General features: G+C 60.2%; 19 protein-coding genes. 11 read left to right on the top strand and 8 right to left on the bottom strand.

Annotation, left to right across the window (positions count from 1 at the left end):
• Position 1: 1 nt before the first annotated feature.
• Positions 2-1,036 carry a type IVa pilus ATPase TapT gene (tapT, locus tag M2367_RS19110; protein ID WP_224432034.1) on the bottom strand — a complete coding sequence of 345 codons (1,035 nt, stop codon included), beginning with the start codon at positions 1,034-1,036 and terminating at the stop codon, positions 2-4.
• A gap of 39 nt (positions 1,037-1,075) precedes the next feature.
• Between tapT and M2367_RS19105 the strand changes: the two genes are divergently transcribed.
• The 5 genes from M2367_RS19105 to M2367_RS19085 all read left to right on the top strand — a co-directional run bounded on the left by M2367_RS19105 (position 1,076) and on the right by M2367_RS19085 (position 4,013).
• Positions 1,076-1,777, top strand: coding sequence for a YggS family pyridoxal phosphate-dependent enzyme (locus M2367_RS19105; protein ID WP_042041600.1), 702 nt, complete (start codon positions 1,076-1,078; stop codon positions 1,775-1,777).
• 106 nt (positions 1,778-1,883) lie between these two features.
• Positions 1,884-2,708, top strand: coding sequence for a pyrroline-5-carboxylate reductase (gene proC / locus M2367_RS19100; protein ID WP_224432032.1), 825 nt, complete (start codon positions 1,884-1,886; stop codon positions 2,706-2,708).
• Between the two features lie 13 nt (positions 2,709-2,721).
• Positions 2,722-3,273, top strand: a complete 552-nt coding sequence (locus M2367_RS19095) for a YggT family protein (protein ID WP_042041603.1) — start codon at positions 2,722-2,724, stop codon at positions 3,271-3,273.
• Positions 3,273-3,575, top strand: coding sequence for a DUF167 family protein YggU (gene yggU, locus M2367_RS19090; protein ID WP_259237916.1), 303 nt, complete (start codon positions 3,273-3,275; stop codon positions 3,573-3,575). The genes M2367_RS19095 and yggU overlap by 1 nt, the downstream gene beginning before the upstream one ends.
• Positions 3,576-3,596: 21 nt before the next feature.
• Entirely contained in the window at positions 3,597-4,013 is a 417-nt protein-coding gene (locus M2367_RS19085) for a DUF4426 domain-containing protein (protein WP_042041605.1), read from the top strand.
• 72 nt (positions 4,014-4,085) lie between these two features.
• Here the strand turns inward: M2367_RS19085 and M2367_RS19080 are convergent, their stop codons facing one another.
• Entirely contained in the window at positions 4,086-4,511 is a 426-nt protein-coding gene (locus M2367_RS19080; RefSeq protein ID WP_042041606.1) for a hypothetical protein, read from the bottom strand.
• Positions 4,512-4,613: 102 nt separating this feature from the next.
• Positions 4,614-4,886, bottom strand: a complete 273-nt coding sequence (gene hupA / locus M2367_RS19075) for a nucleoid-associated protein HU-alpha (protein ID WP_005305063.1) — start codon at positions 4,884-4,886, stop codon at positions 4,614-4,616.
• 337 nt (positions 4,887-5,223) lie between these two features.
• Here hupA and M2367_RS19070 point away from each other — a divergent pair, with 337 nt between their 5' ends.
• Positions 5,224-5,709 (top strand): Rsd/AlgQ family anti-sigma factor, encoded by a 486-nt coding sequence (locus M2367_RS19070; RefSeq protein ID WP_042041607.1) that lies wholly within the window; start codon positions 5,224-5,226, stop codon positions 5,707-5,709.
• Positions 5,710-5,794: 85 nt separating this feature from the next.
• Positions 5,795-6,175, top strand: coding sequence for a PilZ domain-containing protein (locus tag M2367_RS19065; protein WP_042041608.1), 381 nt, complete (start codon positions 5,795-5,797; stop codon positions 6,173-6,175).
• An 87-nt stretch (positions 6,176-6,262) separates the two neighbouring features.
• On the opposite strand, the gene radA is transcribed toward M2367_RS19065, so the two are convergent.
• Positions 6,263-7,627, bottom strand: a complete 1,365-nt coding sequence (radA, locus tag M2367_RS19060) for a DNA repair protein RadA (protein ID WP_042041609.1) — start codon at positions 7,625-7,627, stop codon at positions 6,263-6,265.
• Between the two features lie 100 nt (positions 7,628-7,727).
• On the opposite strand from radA, the gene M2367_RS19055 reads away from it, so the two are divergent.
• A complete protein-coding gene (locus M2367_RS19055) occupies positions 7,728-10,115 on the top strand; it encodes a PilZ domain-containing protein (RefSeq protein WP_259237910.1) in 2,388 nt (795 codons plus the stop codon).
• A gap of 118 nt (positions 10,116-10,233) precedes the next feature.
• Here M2367_RS19055 and M2367_RS19050 read toward each other — a convergent pair whose 3' ends face one another.
• Entirely contained in the window at positions 10,234-11,145 is a 912-nt protein-coding gene (locus tag M2367_RS19050; RefSeq protein ID WP_259237967.1) for an alpha/beta hydrolase, read from the bottom strand.
• Between the two features lie 24 nt (positions 11,146-11,169).
• A complete protein-coding gene (gene serB, locus M2367_RS19045) occupies positions 11,170-12,177 on the bottom strand; it encodes a phosphoserine phosphatase SerB (protein WP_259237909.1) in 1,008 nt (335 codons plus the stop codon).
• A 117-nt stretch (positions 12,178-12,294) separates the two neighbouring features.
• On the opposite strand from serB, the gene M2367_RS19040 reads away from it, so the two are divergent.
• From M2367_RS19040 to M2367_RS19030, 3 genes are all read left to right on the top strand, one after another.
• Positions 12,295-12,933, top strand: a complete 639-nt coding sequence (locus M2367_RS19040; RefSeq protein WP_259237908.1) for a YtjB family periplasmic protein — start codon at positions 12,295-12,297, stop codon at positions 12,931-12,933.
• Positions 12,934-13,423: 490 nt separating this feature from the next.
• Positions 13,424-15,079 carry a DUF3300 domain-containing protein gene (locus M2367_RS19035; RefSeq protein WP_259237907.1) on the top strand — a complete coding sequence of 552 codons (1,656 nt, stop codon included), beginning with the start codon at positions 13,424-13,426 and terminating at the stop codon, positions 15,077-15,079.
• Positions 15,079-16,020 (top strand): DUF2950 domain-containing protein, encoded by a 942-nt coding sequence (locus tag M2367_RS19030; RefSeq protein ID WP_259237905.1) that lies wholly within the window; start codon positions 15,079-15,081, stop codon positions 16,018-16,020. The genes M2367_RS19035 and M2367_RS19030 overlap by 1 nt, the downstream gene beginning before the upstream one ends.
• A 234-nt stretch (positions 16,021-16,254) precedes the next feature.
• Here M2367_RS19030 and deoD read toward each other — a convergent pair whose 3' ends face one another.
• Both deoD and M2367_RS19020 read right to left on the bottom strand, forming a co-directional pair.
• The gene (deoD, locus tag M2367_RS19025; protein WP_042041615.1) at positions 16,255-16,968 is read right to left on the bottom strand and encodes a purine-nucleoside phosphorylase; all 714 of its coding nucleotides are present in this window, start codon (positions 16,966-16,968) and stop codon (positions 16,255-16,257) included.
• 154 nt (positions 16,969-17,122) lie between these two features.
• Positions 17,123-18,331, bottom strand: a complete 1,209-nt coding sequence (locus tag M2367_RS19020; protein ID WP_259237900.1) for a phosphopentomutase — start codon at positions 18,329-18,331, stop codon at positions 17,123-17,125.
• Between the last annotated feature and the right edge of the window lie 6 nt (positions 18,332-18,337).

Below are 18,337 nucleotides of genomic sequence, written 5' to 3'. Positions count from 1 at the left end.
CCTAGATAGAATTGGGATCCACCGCCTTGGCCTTGGCATCCAGGGAGGCCACTGTCCCGCGCCCCACCAGCTGCTTGAGGCTCTGATCCATGGTCTGCATGCCGTGCACCATCCCTGTCTGGATAACGGAGTAGAGCTGGGCCACCTTGTCTTCACGGATAAGGTTACGCACCGCCGGTATCCCCAGCATGATTTCGTGGGCAGCGACCCGTCCGCCCCCAATGCGCTTGAGCAGCGTCTGGGAGATAACGGCTCGCAGTGACTCGGACAGCATGGATCGCACCATGTCTTTCTCCGCACCGGGGAAGACATCGATGATGCGGTCTATGGTTTTGGCCGCCGAGGAGGTGTGCAGGGTGCCGAACACCAGATGACCGGTCTCGGCCGCCGTCATGGCGAGGCGTATGGTTTCCAGATCGCGCATCTCCCCCACCAGTATGATGTCCGGATCCTCCCGCAGCGCTGAGCGCAGGGCATTGGAAAAACTCTTGGTGTCCCTGTGCACCTCACGCTGGTTGACCAGGCAGCGCTTGTTTTCGTGCACGAATTCGATGGGATCCTCGATGGTGAGGATATGGTGATGGAAGTTCTCGTTGATGTAATTGACCATGGCCGCCAGGGTGGTGGACTTGCCCGAGCCGGTTGGCCCGGTCACCAGCACCAGACCCCGTGGATATTCGGCAATCTTCTGGAAAATATCGGGGGCATCGAGCTCTTCCAGACTCAACACCGTGCTGGGGATGGTGCGGAACACGGCGCCAGCGCCACGGGATTGCTGGAAGGCGTTGACCCGGAAGCGTGCCATGTTGGGTACCTCAAACGAGAAATCGACCTCAAAATGCTCTTCCAGTTCCTTGCGCTGATGGTCGTTCATGATGTCATAGATAAGGGCGTGCACTTCCCGCTGATCCAGGGCTGGCAAATTGATCTTGCGCACCTCGCCATCAACCCTGATCATCGGTGGCACACCGGCCGAGAGGTGTAGGTCCGAGGCATTATGTTTTACACTAAAGGCCAATAACTCTGTGATATCCATAGACTTGTCATTCTCCCATCACAAGATCGTTAACGAAATATGAGCCAGATTTTCCAACAGCTTATTCAGGTCAGGAAACGCATTCAGCTGGCCGCCGACGCGGCCGGACGGCACCCTGACCAGATCCGCCTGCTCGCGGTCAGCAAGACCAAACCCCTCGCGGCCATCCAGGATGCCTATGGTGCCGGACAGCGCTGTTTTGGTGAATCCTATGCCCAGGAAGCTTGCAGCAAGATAGACTCACTGCGCGACCAGGCGGGCTATGCCGATATAGAATGGCACTTTATCGGCCCCTTGCAGTCGAACAAGTCCAAGCAGGTGGCAGAGCGATTCGATTGGGTGCAAAGCGTCGATCGAGACAAGCTGATCGAGCGGCTCTCTCGGCAGAGACCGGCGCAGCTTGCGCCGCTAAATATCTGTCTGCAAATCAATATTAGCGGAGAGAGCAGCAAATCCGGTACTTCGGAACAAGAGATTTTCCGGCTGGCCCAGTTGGTCAATCAATCCGAACGCCTGGTGTTGCGCGGTCTGATGGCCATACCGCAGCACACTCAGGATCACGCCGTCTTGGCACAACAGATGCTGCGCATGCAGGCTCTGTTCACCCGGCTTGCGCAACAATATCCCACAGTCGATACCCTCTCGATGGGCATGACAGAAGATCTGGCGCTCGCCATCTTGCACGGCAGCACCATGGTCCGGGTCGGCACCGCCATCTTCGGTGCCCGCGACTACCCCTGACAGGCGCCCTGGAACATCATTCACCGGAGAGCCTGACGCCTGGTCACCTGAAAAATGGGGCTCATTGCTGCGTCAGGCCCACAGACATCATCAGCAGGAGAGCTTGATGCAACACAGAACCATCGCCTTCATCGGGGCGGGTAACATGAGCCGCAGCATCATAGCCGGCCTTCATCAATCGGGTTATCCGACAGACAGGATCCTGGCCGCCAACCCCAGCCGTCCCAAGCTCGATGCGCTGGTCCAGCAATTTGGTATCGGTGTCAGCCAGGATAACGCCGAGGTCGCCAGAATGAGCGACGTCATCGTACTGGCGGTCAAGCCGCAGCTGATGGCTGCCATGCTGGCGAATCTGGTCAGCGAATTGGGCTCATTGGAGGGCAAGCTGCTCATCTCCATTGCCGCCGGCATCAAGGTCGATCGCCTCTGCGAGATGGCTGGCGGTCATCACCGCATCATCCGCACCATGCCCAACACCCCCTCCCTACTGGGCTTGGGCATGACAGGCCTCTATGCCCCTGCCGCCATAGCCTCCGAGGATCGCCACTTTGCCGAGCAGTTGATGCAATCGGTCGGCAAGACCCTCTGGGTCGAGCAAGAGTCCGGCATCAATGGCGTCATCGCCGCCGCTGGCAGTGCCCCTGCCTACTTCTTCCTGTTTATGCAGGCCATTGCCGAACAGGCCGAGGTCATGGGCTTTAGTCCGGAGCAGGCTCGTTTGCTGGTGCAGCAGACTGCCCTTGGCGCCGCCGCCATGGTAGAGCAAAATCCTCAGCTGTCGCTGCAAAGCCTGCGTGAACAGGTGACCAGCAAGGGCGGCACCACGGCCGAGGCCATTCGCACTTTCCAGGAGCAAGGCTTGCTGCCGCTCACCGCCAACGCCATGCAGGCTGCCGTGACCCGCGCCGCCGAGATGGAAACCCTCTTCTAAATCAGGAGTCCAGATGAACACTGCTTATTTTTTGATTAACACCGTCTTCGATCTCTACCTCATGGTGGTACTGCTGCGTGTCTGGTTGCAGTGGGCGCGGGCCGATTTCTACAACCCCATGAGCCAGATGGTGGTCAAGCTGACCAACCCGCTGGTGGTACCCATGCGTCGCCTCATCCCGAGCCTGGGTAGCCTGGATCTCGCCTCTGTGGTGTTGGCTCTGCTGATAGCCTTCGCCAAGCTGGCCCTGCTCAAGGCCATGAACGTCATGGTCGCCGACTGGTTGACCCTCGGCCTGTTCGCCCTGCTGACCGTGTTGAAAAAAGCGGGCTCCATGATCTTCTGGATCCTGTTGATCCGCGCCATCCTGAGCTGGGTCAGCCAGGGTCGCAACCCCATCGAATACGTGATGCATCAGCTCACCGAACCCTTCCTCGCCCCCATTCGCCGCATCTTGCCGGCTCTCGGCGGTCTGGATCTCTCCGTCCTGGTCGCCTTTATCGGCTTGCAGGCCGTAAACTATCTGTTGGGGGATCTGTTTGGTCAGCTGTGGTGGATGATCTGATGCCTGCCGTCGCCTGGCAGAATGATGCACTGGTGCTGCACCTGGTCATTCAACCCAAGGCGAGCCGGGATCAGATAGTGGGCCTGCATGGTGAGGAGCTGAAGGTGGCCATTACGGCACCGCCAGTCGATGGACAGGCCAATGCCCATCTCATCAAGTTTCTGGCCAAGCAGTTCAGGGTCGCCAAGGGGCAGATACGGCTGCTGCGGGGCGAACTGGGTCGCCACAAGACGGTGGCGATCGACGCGCCCAGGCAGATCCCGGCCGAGATAGCCGCGCTGATCCCTGCGGCTCCACGCTAATTCGATGAGAAGGATGACACGATGAAAACAGCATGGGTTTGCCTGTTGGCCCTCCTGATGACGCTGCCGCTGCGAGCTGAGCAGATGCAGGCTCTCGGTCCCTGGCAGGTTCACTACAACGCCTTCAACTCCAGCTTCCTCACTCCTGAGGTCGCCAAGGCTTATGGCTTGGAGCGCAGCCGTTACAACGGCATCCTCAACATTGCGGTGCAGGACAAGAACGGCAAGGCGCTGGCGGCGGGCCTGACCGGTGAGGCCAAGAACCTGACTGGCACCCTTCGCACCCTCAGCTTCCAGCAAGTGAAGGAGGGGGATGCCATCTACTATCTGGCCGTGCTGCCTTATCGCAATGAAGACACCTACCAGTTCACCATCAATATCATGGCGGACGGTCGGCAGGAAACGCTCAAGTTCCAGCAGACCTTCTACGTGGACTGACCCGCTGGCCACAGATGACGGACAACAAAAGGGGCATCAGTTGATGCCCCTTTTTCTATCATGCTCCTGCCATCAAGGCTCGGGATCGACGAACTGCAGCTCGGGGGAGTGGGAGGTGAGCACATCGGCGCAGTAGTCCCAGGTCGAGATACGGTAGTGCTGAATGTCATCATCCAGATGCAGGCCATCGGATTCCTGATGGAACCAGCTGGCAAAGCGCGACGGCGTGATGAGCTGGATCTGCTCTTCGATGCTGTGACTCTCTTTCCCCTCCGCCAGATCGCAATCCTCCATCACCCGCACCGCCAGGATATGGCGAAAGTGCACGCGGCACAGGATCAGAGGAGGCAAGTCGATACTGCGCGCGCGGCCCAGCACCACGGTCAAGGAGTCACCCCAAATATCCTGATGCAGTTCGGCAACCACAAGACCCGGGGGAAGTTGACGGGACGGAGCCCAGGGGACGGCAACCTGCCGAATGGCGTTTTTCTGTTCCATCGTCTACCTCCACTACAGCGAGCTGTATAACTTGAGTGTATCCGAAACGAAAAGCGGTGACAGCGGGAAGAAAAAACCCGGCGAGCGCCGGGTTTTGGGAGATTACTTGACGGCGTCTTTGAGCGCCTTGCCGGCCACAAAGGAGGGCACGTTCGCGGCAGCAATCTGGATCTCTTTACCGGTTTGCGGGTTGCGACCGGTACGGCCAGCGCGATGGTTCACCTTGAAGGTACCAAAACCTACCAACTGGACTGCATCACCTTCTTTCAGGCTCTGGGTGATACCGTTGATGATCTCTTCCAGGGCCACTTTAGCCTGAGCTTTGCTCAGATCCGCTTTGGCGGCAATTGCATCGACAAGTTGAGCTTTGTTCATAACATTTCCTTTATGATCGGGCATTTAGCACTTGGTCACTCTATGCAAAAAAAAAGACTCAGGCAAAGGCTTTATCCAGACGGCGGACTCAAATGCTGGGCTTTTCATCAAGAAGTGCGAAAAAAGTCACAGATCCAGCCAGGGTACGGCTTATTCTGACCACAGCAGCACCAAAGATGAGCAGACCATGGAAGGTGCTTGTCACAGTCCCCCCGGATGAGGTAACAATATCCTTACATTGAGGTTGAGCTTAGATCTACTTTCCTGATGGCCGTTGCTGTCGTCACTCAGGAGGCCGGAGCCAGAGTGCTCCCAGCTAATGCCCCATGGAGGGACTATGTTAACTGAACTGGAAAAGACCAAAGACGCGCTGGCAGGAAAGCACAAGGCGATCGATGACTGGCTCGAGGCGAGGCAGGCCCTGCTGGTTGAATATATCCGTCTTGCCGGGCTCAGCCCTTCACGCAGCAAACAGCAGCGCTGCCTGCCCGGTTGTCCCGAACTGCAGCAATTTTGCGAACAGCTCGTCGACTATGTCAGTGCCGGCCACTTCGAGATTTATCACCATGTGGTCAACGCCTTCGAGCAAGCCAGTGGCGACAGCCTGGAGCTAGCCAAACGAATCTACCCTCATATTCGCAGCTGCACCGAATTTGCCCTCGAGTTCAACGACAAATACAGCGATGCCGACGAAGCCCAGCTCCTGAGTCTGGATGAGGATCTCAACAAGCTGGGACCGGTACTGGAAGACAGGTTCAAGTACGAAGACAGGTTGATCTCCGCCCTGCAGGTGGTCGAAACTCTGAGCTCTCAACCCGATTGAGTCGCAATATCGGAGCCAGCGCAAATTCAAGAGAGGTTGACTGGATTACACTCAGGCGCGGGATACCACAAGGCAGGAATTGATAATGACAGAGCGTCGCCGCTTCTCACGCGTACTCTATGCGGCCCAGGCCAGCCTGAGTCAGGGCTCACAGACTTGGACGACCCAGTTGGTCGATGTCTCCCTGCAGGGGGCCTTGCTGGAACGTCCCAGCGTCTGGCATCCCGGCGAGGATCTAGACTATCGACTCAGTTTTACCTTGGCCGACAGTGACATCATGCTGACCATGGAAGTCGAACTGAGTCATGAGGATGACCATCGCCTCGGCTTTTACTGCCACCATATCGACATCGACAGCGCCAGCCACCTCAAGCGCATGATCGAACTCAATGTGGGAGACGAAGCCCTGCTCCATCGAGAGCTGGAGCAGTTGCTGGCCGAGCACCTCGCGCATCCCCACCCCTGACCGGCGTCTCGCGCCGCTGGGATCAATCACCCGCCATTCAGATGAAAAAAGGGCGCCTGCGCCCTTTTTTCATCGCCCCACTCTCGCTCAGAGCGCCTCCAGCGCATCCGCCAGCTTCTTGACCGGCACCACTTCCATCCCCTCGATAGGGTGCTTGGGCGCATTGGCAAAGGGCACTATGGCGCGGCGAAAACCGTGTTTGACCGCCTCTTGCAACCGCTCCTGACCCGAGGGTACCGGACGAATTTCCCCAGAGAGCCCCACCTCGCCGAACACCACCAGATCCTTGGGGAGAGCCTGATCGCGAAAACTCGACACCATGGCCAGTAGCAGGGCCAGATCCGCACTGGTCTCCTCGACCTTGACGCCGCCCACCACGTTGATGAAGACGTCCTGATCCGCCATCTGCAAACCGCCATGACGGTGCAACACCGCCAGCAGCATGGCGAGACGGTTGTGATCCATGCCCACGGCCACCCGGCGCGGGTTGGAGAGCTGGGAGTAATCCACCAGCGCCTGCAGCTCCACCAGCAGCGGCCTTGTGCCCTCCCAGATCACCATGACGATAGAGCCAGGTGCCTGCTCCTCACCCCGACTCAGGAAGATGGCGGAAGGGTTGCTCACCTCCTTCATCCCCTGCCCCGTCATGGCGAACACCCCGAGTTCATTGACGGCACCGAAGCGGTTCTTGTGGGAGCGCAGGGTGCGAAAACGCGAGTCGTGGCCACCATCGAGCATGATGGAGCAGTCGATGCAGTGTTCGAGCACCTTGGGACCCGCCAGAGTGCCATCTTTGGTGACATGACCCACCATGAAGATGGCCACGTGATTCTGCTTGGCGTAGCGGGTCAGCAGGGCTGCGGATTCGCGCACCTGGGAGACCGAGCCGGGCGCGGATTGCACGTCCGCCACATGCATCACCTGGATGGAGTCGATGACCATCAACTGGGGCTGCTCCTGCTGGGCGATGAGGCAGATCTGCTCGACGCTGGTCTCCGACAACATGCGCAGCTTGTCGGTGGGCAAGCCCAGGCGACTGGCCCGCATCGCGACCTGCTGCAGGGACTCTTCCCCGGTCACATAGAGGGTCTTCATCCGCTCGGCCAGCCCGCACATGACTTGCAGCAGCAGGGTCGACTTGCCCGCTCCGGGGCTGCCGCCGATCAATACCGCCGATCCCGGCACCACGCCGCTCCCCAACACCCGATCCAGCTCCTTGAAACCTGTACTGAAACGGGGGATCTCGGTGGTGGCGATCTCGGCCAGGGTCTGTACCTTGCTGCCGATGGCACCGGCATAGCCGCCGTAGCGAGCCCCTGCGCCCGGGGTCGCGGTGCCAAGACGCACCTCTGTGATGGTGTTCCACTCCTTGCACTCGCCGCACTGGCCCTGCCAGCGGCTGAAAGCGGCGCCACACTCGGAGCAGACGTAAGCTGTTTTATTTTTGGCCATGGATAACTCGGGGACAGGATGAATGCCTGCTTGATATACTCGGTTCAGCCCGACAGATCAAACCCGGAACCGGAAAATTGACTTTCCGTAGCAGGAACACATGGACCTAGCCGAACAACAACCGCTCATCGATCAACTCATTACCCTGCAGCGGGAAGCCGATTTTGAAGAGATCTTCTTGCGTCTCACCGCCGAACAGAGCAGCAATACCCGCTTTCTCCTGAAGATGGAACTCAACCGACGCGGCGCCGACAGTCGCCGGGTGCTCGACATGCGCCCCGACTGGCCGCAGGCCTGCCGGGTATTCGAGTTTGCCGGGGTTACCCACTTCATGCCCGATGAGGCCATCGCCCAGTTCCAGTCCCACTGCTATCTCTACCGGGATCGCTACACCCTGGGGGTCTATGAGGCGATGCAGGCGTGGCAGCGCAGGGCCCACAACCGGAGCCTGCCCCCGAGCCAGCATCAGCCGGGTCAGCTGCGCCAACTCGATGTCAACCTCATCACCTTCGCCAGCTACGTCGGACGCAGCCAGGACAGGATGCACTTCAGCTCCCCCCTGGAACTGGCGTTGGTCAGCGGTGAGCGAGTCAATGCCAAGAGCTCGGATCTCTCCATCGGCGGCATCCGGGTCTCGGTGCCCTATCTGCCGCGCTTCGAATCTGGGGACAAGGTCCAGGTGTTTTTCCATGGCCTGGACAAGGAGTCCCCCCACCCCAGCCTCGCCAAAGGGGTGGGTTATCGCATCCTGGGTCAGGAGAGCCGTGATGACAGATATTGGCTGCGGCTGATCCGCGAGGGGGATAATGCGCGCTTCGATGAGTACCTGGCTCGCTTCATTGAGAGCAACAAGGGCCGTTATAGAGTCAGCGTGGATCACCTGCTGTCGGCGGCCATCATCAAGGGTTACGAGCAGTTCTTCCTGCCCCGGATGAGCGGCTTGCCGCTCTTCTTCAGCAAACAGAGTCCCGGTGAGGCGCCACGGCTCGAGGTGGTGCTCAAGAGCGAGAACAACCTGCACCTGCTCGAATATTGGCGCGACGAGAAGAACCAAGGGACCCTGGCGGGCCTGTTTCCCCCCCGTCGTCTGAACGCTCTGCTGCCCAGTGGCGATGAGTGCCGCGAGACCCTGATCTACAGCTTCACCCACGCGGTGCGCAGCCACCTCTATTTCTTCTCCGCCACCGCCGAGGAGCTGGCCGAAAGCGGGCTGCGTGACCTCTTCTTTCAAGTGGCGGCCAAGAGGCCCAGCTTCCGGGTTTACAAATTCTCCCTCGACCCCTGCACCCTGACCGAGGCCGACATCAGTAGCCTGCCGACCCAGGAGATCCCCCTGAGCCAGGACAAGCTGCTGCGCACCCGGTTAGAGCGGCTCGGCTATGTCGGGCTATTACAGGAGATCCCGAGCGAACCGGTGCGGGATGAATACCTGGCTCAACCCCAACATCAACACAATGCCAATGCCTTACAGCGCTTCGGCCACGAGCCAAACCCGGCCCTCTTCGAGGTGGAGACCCTGCACTATGTCCAGCTCAGGCGCGAGGCTCGCTACCTGCACAAGACTGCGGTCGCCCTGCGCCTGGACGAGCAAGCCTGTGTCGGCTGGACCCGCGATATCTCGGCCCACGGCATGCAAGTCGAGCTGGAGAGCCCCTTCCCCGGCAGCAAGGGTGATCTGGTCACTGTCTCCCTGCCCAGGCTGCAACCCCTCACCAAGAACCTGGATCTGCAGACCCTGCGCTATCGGCTGGTCAACCTCAATCAGAGCCGTACTGTGCTGCACCTCTGCATCGAGGGGGAACCCGAGCGCCACAGTGGTCGCCAGTTTTTCAGCCTGCTGATCGAGAGCAACCGCACCAAGCTGAAAACCGCACAGGGGCTGCGTCGGTATCGTGGCCTGGCCCGGGCCCTGCGCAACATTTACAGCCACCACGTGTTCAGCAACCCCATCTATATCAACAAGGGCAAAAACAGCATCAAACCCGCGACCCTGGCGCTGGCCCCTCGGCCCCGCTCCCTGGCTCGCCTGCTGCAAGCCTGCGCAGAGGCCCCCGAGCAGGGCAATCTCTACCCCCTGCTCCAGGGCGATCTGCTGCGCCAGCTGATGCTGGATCCCCTGCGCGCCATGGCGCGGGAAGATTTGCCCAGGGAGGTCGAGATCTATATCAGCTGGCAGCGGCTGGCCAATGGCGCCCCCCAGTTCCACAGTGTGGCGGCCAGCACCCTGGTCGACATTGGGGCCAAGCGGGACTTTATTCGCCATGCCAGGCTCAAGGGAGAGTTCTACTCGGTGCAGATGGGGCTGTCGCGCACCGGCCGACCGGACACCAACTTCATCGCCAGCGAGCTGGACTACATCGCCAAGTTCGCCATTCATAAAGCCAAGCGGCTGGAGGACGAGCTGTGGAGCGTGGTCGGAGTCGGCGAGCTGACCGATACCACCCAGGCAACCCTGCTGCGCCTGGGGCTGGAACCCGCCAAGCCGTGAGGGAGCCGGGGCAGGTGGCCCGCTTTCGATGATGAGATAACAAGACGCGGATCAGCTGGCTGATCCGCGTCTTGTCAGGTGGTCCTTGGGATATCTTCTGTCAATTCACGTACGCCACTTAGCTGGCCGCCGGGTGACTCAGCCAGCGGAGGATCTCGGGGAAGTGATCGTCGATGGCCTGGGGCGCCGTCAACATGTTGATGTGGTCGTAATCGAGCCGATTTCCCCTGTCCCGGCCAAGGCGAGTATGACGGGGCCGGGCTCGGACGCCCAGTTCAGCGCCGAAACGATGCACATCCTCGGGATGACCCAGCACCCGATCCGCCTTGGCCGAGATGAGCCAGAGCGGCGGCCAAGGGACCCGCTCGGCGGCCTCATCATAGGCAAAGCCATCATAAGGATCCTGCCAGGGGCCGCACTTGACCCAGGGGATCGTCTCCTCCAGGTAGCGCAGCGGCTCATCGTCGGCACCTATCTTCAAGCGCCGTGCAGCCAGAAAACCACGACTGCGCGCCAGCCAGGGCGCAAGCCTGTTCCAGAAAAGATCCACCTTCAACCAGCGTTCGGGGTTCTGCACCGAGACTCCGCGCTTGCTGCCAAAGAACAGCAGGCTGGCTATCCCCGCGGCCAAGTCGGGAAACCGCACCAGGGTCGAGGCCATCAAGACCCCACCCCAGGAGTGCGCCACCCAGTGCACCTTGTGACCGGGGTGACGGGCCGCTATCCAGGCCTGCAGGGTGGGCAGATCTTCGGTGATCAGTTCATGCTGACCATGATCCTGCACCTTGGCGATACTGGGCTCACTCTGGCCACGGCCTCGCAAATCGGCCACATAGACCTGATAACCGTGCCGGGCCAGGAAGCAAGCCAGCCCCTTGCCCGATTCGGTATAGAAGATGCGACCATTCTCGATGGCCCCATGGACCATGAGCACAGGCTCGGCCTGGCTAACCAGCGTGGAGCCTATCTGGCGCAGGTGCAGGCTGTGCGCCCCGCAAGCGACGTAATGAGAGTCTTGCAGCAGTTCCATCATGACATCCTCCCTGGTGTGGACTCAGCCATCCCAGCGTGTCGTGGCGCAGGCGCGAGCCCCCAGCAGGCAGATGACCCCCTCCAGGTCGTGATGATCCAGGCTGGCGCTCGCCTGGGCACGCACCAGAGGCTTGGCGTGGATGGCAATGCCGAGTCCGGCGACCGCCATCATCTTGAGATCGTTGGCGCCATCCCCCACCGCCACCGTCTGGGCCGTGGCGATACCGCGTTCGGTGGCGAGCTGGCTGAGCACCCGGGCCTTGGCCTGCGCATCCACAATGGCTCCGGCTACCTGACCGGTCAGATGACCATTCGCGACCTCCAGCTCGTTGGCGAAAATCGCGTCCAGACCCAGAGCCCCTTGCAACTCGCCGGCGAAGCGGGTAAAGCCGCCCGATGCGATGGCCAGGGTCCAACCCGCCTGCTTGAGGGTATCGACCATCAGTTTGAGCCCCGGCATCCAGGGCATGTTCACGGCGACCTCATCCAGTATGCTGACCGGGGCGCCAGCCAGCAGCGCCACCCGGCTGCGCAGGCTGTCGACAAACTCCAGCTTGCCCTGCATGGCGGCAGCGGTCACCGCAGCCACCTGCTCCCCCACCCCGGCCAGGCGGGCAATCTCGTCGATGCACTCCATCTGTATGGCGGTGGAGTCCATGTCCATCACCAGCAGGCCCGGTTCGCTCAAGGTCGGCAAGGCTTCCAGATGACAGATGTCTATGGTCCAGGCTTCCTGCCGGATGACGTCGGCCAGGGCGGTGGAGAAGCTGTCGGTACCGATCAGCAACAAAGGCACACCGGCAATCCGGGTCACAGGATAGAGGCAGGCAGGCACTCCCTCCAGGGCCAGCAGGGGCGCCAGTTGCTGCAGGTGGCGGGCGCCAAGATCATGGCCGAACAGTACCAGCCAGCCCCCCGTCAAGGGATGGCGAGTGCCAACCAGGCTATCGAGACGCAGTTCCCACAGGGGAAAAGAGGCAAGCTGGGCTGCCCAATCGGTGGGGGCTTGAGGTAAGTGGGACAACAACATGAGCAAAAAACCTTCCTTGGATGTCGGGGACATAAGCAGTGCGGGCCAGAGTAGCGTATTGCTTTTTATACAGGCAAGCGCCAAGATCCCGCCAGCACCCGCAATCAGGAGAGCCCCTTGCGTCATATGCCAGTCAAACGTCTGCTGAGTCTCGGCGCCGGTATCGCCCTCGGCGCCTGGGTCCTGGCACTGCTGATCCACATGCAAAGTGCCAGCCAGGCTGCCCTGCATGACGAGGCCCGCACCCGGGCCCAGGCTCTGGTCAACTATGCCAGCCGCGACATGCGCCGCTGGCTGAAGGAGGACAACGAGAACGAACTGGAGCGCCTCGCCGAGGAGCTGGCGCAATCCCCCGAGATCCTTGATGTCACCCTCTATGATGCTCGTGGCGTGCCACTGGCCCAATCGGACCAAGCCCTGCCTATCGACAGCCTGCTCCCCATAGGCACGGATAATGCGACGCAACCCAAGCAGGGCAAGGGGCGCTTGCCCTATGTCGAGGAGATCCTCGACGGTGACAAGACCCTCGGCTACCTGAGGATCACCCTGGAAGAGCAGCAGATGCTGGCCAAGCAAGACAACCAGCTCAAGGTCAATCAGGAGAAACAGCGGCTGATGCTGCTGGTGATGCTGCTGGCGGGATTGCTCATCTCCTACGGGGTGCGCCGCAACTATATGCGGGTCCGCAAGCACAAGAAGAGATCGGTGCAGAGCCAGGCCTCCGCCGACAACGCCCCGCCACCCGGCATCGAATAAGGCGCCGTTCGCGAAACCCGTGAGCTTGTTATTACCCCCGGCGGTTCGAGTAGCTGATCGAGTCGCTTGGATTCGCCGTCGTCGCTGAAGCGCTCGTTGACGAAGTGACGATCCACCATCACTTCATGCCGCAGTGCCTTGACCAGCCTGTCCAGCCATTTGCGCCGCATCGGTGTCCAACTGTGCTGCGCCTAGATCATCTCCATCCCAACGTGCATTGATTGAATCTCGATCACCCTCGAAGGCGGTATCCCATCGCCCTTCACTTCTCGTGTCCATCTGATTTTGGTCAGGTTAAGGTGTTCAGGCGTAGAGTGAGACAGGAGCATACGAATTTTTCACGCCTTTCCAGCCGGTGTTGGGTGTGATCTCGATTCGTGGTTTATGTTTTCGGTATGAAACGCCCGCATTGAATGCATTGAGATACAACATGTGTGGAAATCATCAGGCAAGAGGCGCATCAGCCACTCCAGCAGAAGGAAACAAGGTAATGAAGCAACCCCTATTTCGCCGTAGCGCGTTGGCGGCCCTGATCGCCCTCAGCACGGTATTGGCTGCCTGCAAGGAGGAGTCGCCTGCTGTCACGCAAAATGTCCAGCCCAGCGTGGCCAGCGCAGCCAGCGCTGCGATCGCACCGCAAGCGCAGCCTCAGCCTATTAACACGCCAGCATCGAAATATACCCCGGAGGCGCTCGAGACTCTGCTTGCCCCCGTAGCGCTTTACCCGGATGCGGTATTGGCTCAGGTGCTAGCCAGCGCCACCAATCCGCAAGAGGTGCTCGATGCCGGCAACTGGCTGGTCGCCCACCCCGATCTCAAGGAGAAAGAGCTGACCACCGCCATTGCGCCGCTGGGCTTTACGCCGCCCACCATGTCGCTGATGCACTTCCCAACCGTCATGGACATGATGTGCTTGAAGATGGAGTGGACGACAGAGCTGGGCAGTGCCTTCCTGGCCGATGAGCCGGGCGTGCTGGCAGCCGTTCAGCGCCTGCGCCAACAGGCGCTGGAGGTGGGCAACCTGAAAGACTCAGAACAGATGAAAGTGGCCAAGGATGAACAGAACAATCAGCAGATCGTCACCATTGCACCTGCCAACCCTGACGTCGTTTACGTCCCGCAATACGACCCAACCGCCGTCTATAGCGCGCCAGCTGCCGGGCCAGCACCAGCACCGGTGACCACAGCAACCACCACCACGACCGTGCCTGCGACAACGACCACGACAGTGGTGGACGACAACGATGATGAATACGACCGTGGTGATATGGTCGTGACGGGCTTGCTCGCCTTTGGTGCGGGCATGTTGGTCAACGAGGTCTTCAACGACGATGATGAGGGCGATTATTATTACCCGCGGTGGGGATCCGATTATCCCGGCGGTTACGCTCCCTATCGTTATAACCCCAACTATGGCAATGGATTCCGTCCCGCCAGCGGGTACAACCGTCCGGTCAACTATCAGCGGGGCTCTAACAACAATATTTATATCAACACCAAGGGGGACGATTACTTCAACAAGTTTGAGCGCGGCCCCAATAACTACCTGCGCCAAGCCGACAGCCCCATCACGGCGGCGCGTCCCCAGCGTGCTGAGTTGGCTACCCTGGCGCCACGCTCGCTGAATAACGCGGCACGGGATGCCACACCGAAGGGGAGTTATGCGGGGGCCAATCGCCAACCTAAAAGCGAATACGCTGGCGCACCCCGCGTAGTCAATGAGGTGAACAGGGAGGCCCGCGTAACCGCGCCCAAGGGCACCTATGCGGGAGCCAACCGCCAGCTCAACAGCGAAAGTGCCAAGGCGACGCGCGACGCTAGACAGGTGAGTAGGGAGGCGAATGTGGTCCAGCGCACGCCGCGCCAGGGCAGCTATGCAGGAGACAAGGTCAAGCGGCAGCAAATCACGCCACAGACCGCAGGAGCCCGTGATCGCGGCTATGTCCAAGCACGCGCCATTCACCACAAGAGCACGGCGCAGACTGCAACACGCAGAGCACCTGCGGCCTCCACCTCAAGGAGTGCCTTCCAAGGGGTGCATAATACGGGCAGAACCGAGCGCGCCGCCAGCCAACGTGGGCGCGAAAGTGTGGCTAGTAGCGCTCATGCCGGGCGCAACACTCAACCCAGACGGAGTACGCGATAATGAAGCGTTTGTTGAAATGGAGTTGGGCCCCCTCATGGGGGTTGGCCCTGCTGGCCCTGACCGTTGCCAGCAATGCAAGCGCCATGGCACCGCGCACCTTCGCCACCCCGGATGAGGCGGTACAGGCCCTGATCACGGCCCTGGACAGGAACGATGTCACCGCACTGACGCTGTTGCTCGGCGAAAATAGTGAGGAGGCCATCACCTCGGGGGATGAGGTGGCCGATGCCAATGATCGCACCGCCTTCGTCGCGAGCTTCAAGAGCAAGCACCAATTGGTGGCCGAAGGTAAGGATAAAATGCTGCTGGTCGTGGGGGAGTCGGAATGGCCACTGCCCATCCCCCTCGTGGCCGCAGATGGCAAGTGGTATCTCGATGGCGCAGCAGGCGCCAAAGAGATCGCCTATCGCCGCATCGGTCGGAATGAGTTGGGGGCGATTGCGGTGTGCCGTGGCTTTATCGACGCGCAGATAGAGTACGCCACCATGGGGCATGATGGCCAAACAGCGGGGATCTTTGCGGCAAAACTACGCAGTGATGCAGGGCAACAAAATGGACTCTATTGGCCTGTGGCCGAGGGTGAACCAGCAAGCCCGGCCGGAGAGGAGGTCGTCAGTGCCGCGGCAGAGGGCTACAAGGCCGTGGTCGGTCAACGCACTCCCTATCATGGCTACTACTACCGTATCTTGTATGCCCAAGGAGCCGCAGCCAATGGGGGCAGCAAAGAGTACTTTGTCGAAGGGCAATTAAGAGACGGTGTCGCCCTGATCGCCTGGCCGGCCGACTATGCCAACAGCGGGGTGATGAGCTTCATGGTGAATCACGAGGGGCGGGTTTATCAAAAGGATCTGGGGGCAGACACGGCAACGGCCGCTGAGGCGATCCAGCTGTTCGATCCCGATAAGAGCTGGTCGCTGGTGGTGAGCCAAGAGGGTGATTAGGGCGCTTTATCTACTATCGGATCTTGGCAAATAGCATGGGCCCAGAGCGACGTGATTGAGAGCACAGGAGATGATGCGGGGCCTTTTGGCCCCGCGTTGCGCTCTGGCGTTTAGGCCAGCCAGTCTCGTCATCGGCCAACAGACATGGCATTGCTGTTGTCGATCAGCGGCTCGATATCATAAAAAAACGGCGACCCTGAGGTCGCCGTTTTGCATGGAGCCGAAGCCGCGGGATCAGTCGCCCAGCAGCACGGAGTCCAGCGCGATTTCGATCATGTCGTTGAAGGTCAGTTGACGCTCTTCGGAGGTAGTTTGCTCACCGGTACGGATGTGATCGGAGACGGTACAGATGGTCAGTGCCTTGGCACCGTACTCTGCGGCCACGCCGTAGATACCGGCGGCTTCCATCTCGACACCCAGGATGCCGTATTTTTCCATGACGTCGAACATGGAAGGATCCGGGGTGTAGAACAGATCGGCGGAGAAGATGTTACCCACGCGCACCGGTACGCCCTTGTTCTTGGCGGCTTGCACGGCATTGGCTACCAGGTCGAAGTCGGCGATGGCGGCAAAGTCGTGATCCTTGAAGCGCAGACGGTTGACCTTGGAATCGGTGCAAGCACCCATGCCGATCACCACGTCACGCAGTTTCACGTCTTCACGCACGGCGCCACAGGAACCGACACGGATAATGGTCTTCACGCCATAGTCCTTGATGAGCTCGGTGGCGTAAATGGAGCAGGACGGGATACCCATGCCGTGACCCATGACGGAGATGCGACGGCCCTTGTAGGTGCCGGTGAAGCCGAGCATGCTGCGCACGTCACATACCTGCTCGACGTTCTCCAGGAAGGTTTCGGCGATGTACTTGGCGCGCAGGGGATCCCCTGGCATCAGTACTGTGTCAGCAAAGGCGCCATCTTTCGCATTGATATGAGGAGTTGCCATTCTCTTGATTCCTTCACACTAGGTTGAGTTTTATTGTCTTTATTGGTTGCCCGCCACCGAGGCGGCGGGCGCGTAAATTACAGGAAGCAGATACCCTGCTGCACCCTGGGCAGGCCATGCAGGATCAGCCCCACGGCCCGGCCCAGGGGCGGCATCACAGGAAGCTGGTGCCGTATTGTAGCTTGGGCAGACCGTGGTAGGCCGCGATGCTCTGACCGATGTCGGCGAAGGTCTCGCGGCGACCGACGGAACCGGCCTTGACCGGCTTGCCGTAGAACAGCACCGGAATGTATTCACGGGTGTGATCGGTACCGCCCCAGGTAGGGTCGCAGCCGTGGTCGGCGGTCAGCACCACCACATCGCCATCTTGCAGTATCTCGAACAACTCCGGCAGACGGGCGTCGAAATACTCCAGCGCATCGGCGTAGCCCTTGACGTCACGGCGGTGGCCGTAGGAGGAGTCGAAATCGACGAAGTTGGTGAAGACGATGGTGTTGTCATCGGCGGCTTTCACCTCTTCCAGGGTTCTGTCCCACAGCTCGGCCAGACCGGTGCCTTTCACTTGCTTGGTGATGCCCTGGTTGGCATAGATGTCGGCTATCTTGCCGATGGAGACCACCTGGCCACCCGCCTCTTTCATGTAGTCCAGCACCGTCGGCGCCGGCGGCAGTACCGAGTAGTCGTGACGGTTGCCGGTACGCTTGAAGTTGCCCTTGCCGCTGCCCACGAACGGACGGGCGATGACCCGGCCTATGTTGTAGGGCTCCAGCAGCTCGCGCACTATGTGGCACAGCTCGTAGAGCTTCTCTAGGCCATAGGTCTCTTCGTGACAGGCGATCTGGAACACGGAGTCGGCAGAGGTGTAGAGAATAGGCTTGCCGGTGCGCATATGCTCCTCACCCAAGTCATCAAGCACCTGGGTGCCGGAGGCGTGGCAGTTGCCCAGATAACCGGACAGGCCCGCCTTCTCGACGATGGCGTCCAGCAGCTCCTGGGGGAAGCTGTTGTGGTGATCCTTGAAGTAGCCCCACTCGAACAATACGGGCACGCCGGCGATCTCCCAGTGGCCGGACGGGGTGTCCTTGCCGGAGGAGAGCTCCTGAGCGAAGCCGTAGGCACCGACCACCTCGATATCCTTCTTCAAGCCCGCCGGGAAGTAGCCGGAAGCTTGCTCCCCTGCGTGGCCCAGGCCCAGCTTGTTGAGGTTGGGCAGGTTGAGGGCGCCACGGCCTTCTATCTCACCGGCGGCGCAGGCCTTGGCGATATGGCCAAGGGTGTTGGCGCCGATATCTCCGAATTTGTCGGCATCGGCGGCGGCACCAATACCGAAAGAGTCCATCATCAGAATAAAGGTACGTTTCATGGGTGT

Origin of the sequence: Aeromonas sp. BIGb0445 (assembly GCF_024809075.1) — a bacterium.
In the GTDB taxonomy this organism is placed as follows: Bacteria; Pseudomonadota; Gammaproteobacteria; order Enterobacterales; family Aeromonadaceae; genus Aeromonas; species Aeromonas rivuli.
Note: the sequence above shows the minus strand (reverse complement) of the source record. Positions and strands in the feature narration are given on the sequence as shown.

What these genes read in the sequence shown, in the direction of transcription:
- deoD (WP_042041615.1), bottom strand. Translation starts at nt 16,968, where the DNA reads ATGGCAACTCCTCATATCAATGCGAAAGATGGCGCCTTTGCTGACACA.
- tapT (WP_224432034.1), bottom strand. Translation starts at nt 1,036, where the DNA reads ATGGATATCACAGAGTTATTGGCCTTTAGTGTAAAACATAATGCCTCG.
- M2367_RS19050 (WP_259237967.1), bottom strand. Translation starts at nt 11,145, where the DNA reads ATGGAACTGCTGCAAGACTCTCATTACGTCGCTTGCGGGGCGCACAGC.
- radA (WP_042041609.1), bottom strand. Translation starts at nt 7,627, where the DNA reads ATGGCCAAAAATAAAACAGCTTACGTCTGCTCCGAGTGTGGCGCCGCT.
- M2367_RS19030 (WP_259237905.1), top strand. Translation starts at nt 15,079, where the DNA reads ATGAAGCGTTTGTTGAAATGGAGTTGGGCCCCCTCATGGGGGTTGGCC.
- M2367_RS19020 (WP_259237900.1), bottom strand. Translation starts at nt 18,331, where the DNA reads ATGAAACGTACCTTTATTCTGATGATGGACTCTTTCGGTATTGGTGCC.
- proC (WP_224432032.1), top strand. Translation starts at nt 1,884, where the DNA reads ATGCAACACAGAACCATCGCCTTCATCGGGGCGGGTAACATGAGCCGC.
- hupA (WP_005305063.1), bottom strand. Translation starts at nt 4,886, where the DNA reads ATGAACAAAGCTCAACTTGTCGATGCAATTGCCGCCAAAGCGGATCTG.
- M2367_RS19085 (WP_042041605.1), top strand. Translation starts at nt 3,597, where the DNA reads ATGAAAACAGCATGGGTTTGCCTGTTGGCCCTCCTGATGACGCTGCCG.
- M2367_RS19055 (WP_259237910.1), top strand. Translation starts at nt 7,728, where the DNA reads ATGGACCTAGCCGAACAACAACCGCTCATCGATCAACTCATTACCCTG.
- M2367_RS19065 (WP_042041608.1), top strand. Translation starts at nt 5,795, where the DNA reads ATGACAGAGCGTCGCCGCTTCTCACGCGTACTCTATGCGGCCCAGGCC.
- M2367_RS19105 (WP_042041600.1), top strand. Translation starts at nt 1,076, where the DNA reads ATGAGCCAGATTTTCCAACAGCTTATTCAGGTCAGGAAACGCATTCAG.
- yggU (WP_259237916.1), top strand. Translation starts at nt 3,273, where the DNA reads ATGCCTGCCGTCGCCTGGCAGAATGATGCACTGGTGCTGCACCTGGTC.
- serB (WP_259237909.1), bottom strand. Translation starts at nt 12,177, where the DNA reads ATGTTGTTGTCCCACTTACCTCAAGCCCCCACCGATTGGGCAGCCCAG.
- M2367_RS19035 (WP_259237907.1), top strand. Translation starts at nt 13,424, where the DNA reads ATGAAGCAACCCCTATTTCGCCGTAGCGCGTTGGCGGCCCTGATCGCC.
- M2367_RS19095 (WP_042041603.1), top strand. Translation starts at nt 2,722, where the DNA reads ATGAACACTGCTTATTTTTTGATTAACACCGTCTTCGATCTCTACCTC.
- M2367_RS19070 (WP_042041607.1), top strand. Translation starts at nt 5,224, where the DNA reads ATGTTAACTGAACTGGAAAAGACCAAAGACGCGCTGGCAGGAAAGCAC.
- M2367_RS19080 (WP_042041606.1), bottom strand. Translation starts at nt 4,511, where the DNA reads ATGGAACAGAAAAACGCCATTCGGCAGGTTGCCGTCCCCTGGGCTCCG.